Origin of the sequence: Streptosporangium sp. NPDC006013, from assembly GCF_040614275.1 — a bacterium.
Classification (GTDB): Bacteria; Actinomycetota; Actinomycetes; order Streptosporangiales; family Streptosporangiaceae; genus Streptosporangium.
The window spans coordinates 1-3,172 of sequence record NZ_JBEXUE010000757.1 but is presented as its reverse complement, the minus strand read 5'-3'; the positions used below and the strand labels follow the sequence as shown (position 1 = coordinate 3,172).

Genomic DNA, 3,172 nt, shown 5'->3' with positions numbered 1-3,172 from the left:
AGGGCGGCCTTCGGACCGTTCTTGACCGCCATTGAGAGATCCCCTTCCCGAGGTGAACGAAATGATCGGGGTGACCTGGGCGGCTCTCCTCGGCGACCAGCGCCCGCTCGACGAGCCGCTCCAGCTCGGGGCGCCGGGTGGTGAACCACCAGCGCGGTTCGGGGGCACCGGTGGGCACCAGCGTCCCGCCCTCCGCGCGGCACTCGCGGGCCGCGTGCTCCAGGTGGACCTGGAGCACGACCCGGTCCAGCAGGGCCCGGTTCTCCTCGATGAACGCCCGGGTGCCCGCCGCGTGAGCCATGTGCCCGGCGGTCAGCAGGAAGAGCAGGTTGTGCGGCCTGTCCTCCTCCGGCACCCGCGACCAGTGCCTGGCGGCGGCCAGCACCAGCGCGACACCGGAGGCGTCCTCCACCGCGGAGGCCCAGGGGGCGTCGTGGTGCGAGGCGACGATCACCCAGCCGTCGCCCCGCCCGGGCAGGGTGGCGATCACGTTGTGCGAGGTCGCGGTCGAGGTCTCCGACTCCACGGACAGCGTGCCGGCGCAGGGCCCCTCGTCCATCAGCGCCAGCACCCGCCGCGAGTCGGCCGCCGACAACCAGACCGCGGGTACTGGCCGGTGCACCGCGTCGTAGGGCACGTAGTAGTCGCGTGTCTCCCACGGGAGGCCGGTCAGCGCCCCGACGTACCCGGCCGCCCCCGAGGTGACCGCCCCGTCGAGATCCTCCAGATAGCCGGGCGCGAACGGCAACGTCTGCACCAGGCCGTCGAAGTCGCCGTCGGGGTCGTGCACGGCGGTGGCGATCTCCCGTACGAGGGCCTGGGGCAGCTCGGCGAAGGTGTGCTCGCGCACCGCGATGCGACCGGGGACCACCGACCGGGTGAGCGGCGCGGTCACCGTTGCCTTCGGGGTGGTGTACGGCAGGGCGAAGGCCGCCACCTCGACGGCGCGGGACGGGTCGGCGTCCAGGTGGGCGCGGAGCGTGGCGGTGACAGGGTGCCAGGTGGGCACCTCGACCGGTGCGAGGCGCACGTCGAGCCCGAAGCCCGCCAGCAGCCCGGCCGCCCATCTCTCCGTCCAGGCGTCGGCGGGGTATCCGGGGCGCCGGATCCCCCTGGCCGTGATCGTCTCGATCCACGCCATGATCTCGGCGGTGTCCGGGACCGTCATTTGACCCCTCCGAAGGTGAGCCCCGCCACGTAGTAGCGCTGCAGCCCGGCCAGCAGCAGGAACGGCGGCACGGCGGTGACCAGGGCGGCGGCGGTCATGAGGTGGTAGTTGAAACCGTGCTCGCTCTGGAAGTTGGCCAGTCCCACGGGCAGCGACCACAGTGCGGGGTCGTTGGCGACGATGAGCGGCCAGAGCAGGTTGTCCCACTGGGCGAGGAAGTGGATGAGGAAGAGCGTCACCAGCGCCGGCCGCAACAGCGGAAGCGCCACCCGGAGAAAGATGCGCAGCTCCCCCGCCCCGTCGACGCGCGCCGCGAAGATCAGCTCTTTGGGGATGCCGAGGGCGAACTGGCGGACCAGGAAGACGCCGAAGGCACTGATCATGCCGGGGACGATCACCCCTTGGAAGGTGTTCACCCAGCCCAGCTCCTTGACGATCAGGAACACCGGAATGATCATGACCATCGGGGCGAGCGCGAGCGTGCCGACCACGAGCGCGAACAGCACGCGCCTGCCGGGGAAGGACAGCTGGGCCAGGGCGTAGCCGGCCGCCGAGGAGAAGAGCACGTCCAGCGCCCCGCTGCCGACGCAGTAGATCACGCTGTTGCGGAAGTAGACGGGGAAGCCCTCGCCCGCGAACAGCTCGGCGAGGTTCTGCGGCAGGTGGAAACCGTTGAAGACCAGCCCGCCGAGGTCGGTGTCGTCGGGAGCGGAGGCGACCACGAGCATCACGTAGATCGGCAGCAGCATCGCGCCCACGGCGCTCAGCAGCCAGACGGTCCGGAGCACCCTCATTCGTCCCCACCCCGCAGGAAGCCGAACTGGACGATCGAGACGACCAGCATCGCGACCAGCAGCATCATGGCCAGCGCGGAGGCGTAGCCCATGTGCTCGTAGGGGAAGGCGTTGGCCCAGATGTAGTAGGGCAGCACCTGGGTGGCGTCGGCCGGGCCGCCGCCGGTGAGCAGGAAGGCGGGCACGAAGGCCTGCATCGATCCGGCGACGGAGATGACCAGCACGAACAGCAGGGTCCTGCGGAGCAGCGGGACGGTGATCCTGCGGAACGTGGTGACAGGCCCGGCACCGTCGATCGCCGCGGCCTCGTAGACCTCCCGGGGCAGCGCCTGCAACCCGGCCGTCAGGATGATGACGAACAGCCCCAGGCTCTTCCAGACGACCATGACGACCAGCGCCCAGATCGCCAGGTCCGAGTCGGTCAGCCACGACTGCGGCTCGATGCCGACGGCGCCGAGCAGCGTGTTCGCCAGACCCCGGTCGGAGTAGATGATGACCCACACCATCGACGTCGCGGCCAGCGGCATCACCGCGGGCACCATGACCAGCGAGCGGAGCACGCGGTTGAGGCGGCCGGGCCCGCTGAGCGGCACCGCGATGAGCAGCGCGAGCAGGATGGTCGGCAGGACCGTGAAGACCGTGTAGACGACGGTGATCCACGCCGAGTTCCAGACCCCGGGATCCTGGAGCATCCGCGCGTAGTTGTCCAGCCCGATCCACCGCGGGGCACCGGCCATCTCGTAGTCGGTGAAGCTGAGGTACACGGCACCGCAGAACGGCACGAGCCAGAAGACGACGAAGAAGACGGCCACCGGGATCGTCAGCACGATCCCGGCCCCCGCCTCCCGGCGCGACCTGCCGCGCCCGCTCCCCGGCCTCGGCGGGGGAGCGGGTACAGGCGCCTCGACGCTCTTCGTGATCAGGGTCATCGGGCCTCCCGGCGCGACCTGCCGCGCCCGCTCCCCGGCCTCGGCGGGAGTGCGGGTACAGGCGCCTCGACGGCCTCGGTGGTCAGGGTCATCGGGTGCCCGCCACGTCACCGCGTGCCCCGGGCGAGCGGCCCGGTTCCGTTCGCGGACGGCTCGGGTCCCGGTACGGGCGGCCCGGACGGCCGGCTCGGGCAGCGCCCGGGTGGCCGGCCACGACGTGACCGCCGAGGCGGCCTCGGTACGGGAGAAGATCGGCTACGTCGGCCAGGCGGGCGGCGTGA

General features: G+C 71.4%; 3 protein-coding genes and 1 pseudogene. 1 reads left to right on the top strand and 3 read right to left on the bottom strand.

The features are described from left to right. The 3 genes from ABZ260_RS49060 to ABZ260_RS49050 all read right to left on the bottom strand — a co-directional run. Positions 1-1,168, bottom strand: a 1,168-nt coding sequence (locus ABZ260_RS49060) for a M28 family peptidase (RefSeq protein WP_355632279.1), incomplete at its 3' end; no start/stop codon positions are given. Next, positions 1,165-1,962 (bottom strand): carbohydrate ABC transporter permease, encoded by a 798-nt coding sequence (locus ABZ260_RS49055; protein ID WP_355564802.1) that lies wholly within the window; start codon positions 1,960-1,962, stop codon positions 1,165-1,167. The genes ABZ260_RS49060 and ABZ260_RS49055, both read right to left, overlap by 4 nt. Further along, positions 1,959-2,891: a sugar ABC transporter permease gene (locus ABZ260_RS49050; RefSeq protein ID WP_355632277.1), complete on the bottom strand. Its 933-nt coding sequence runs from the start codon at positions 2,889-2,891 to the stop codon at positions 1,959-1,961. The genes ABZ260_RS49055 and ABZ260_RS49050 overlap by 4 nt, the downstream gene beginning before the upstream one ends. On the opposite strand from ABZ260_RS49050, the pseudogene ABZ260_RS49045 reads away from it, so the two are divergent. Then, positions 2,878-3,172: pseudogene (locus ABZ260_RS49045) on the top strand (hypothetical protein); the annotation flags it as partial. The gene ABZ260_RS49050 and the pseudogene ABZ260_RS49045 overlap by 14 nt on opposite strands.

What these genes read in the sequence shown, in the direction of transcription:
- ABZ260_RS49055 (WP_355564802.1), bottom strand. Translation starts at nt 1,962, where the DNA reads ATGAGGGTGCTCCGGACCGTCTGGCTGCTGAGCGCCGTGGGCGCGATG.
- ABZ260_RS49050 (WP_355632277.1), bottom strand. Translation starts at nt 2,891, where the DNA reads ATGACCCTGATCACGAAGAGCGTCGAGGCGCCTGTACCCGCTCCCCCG.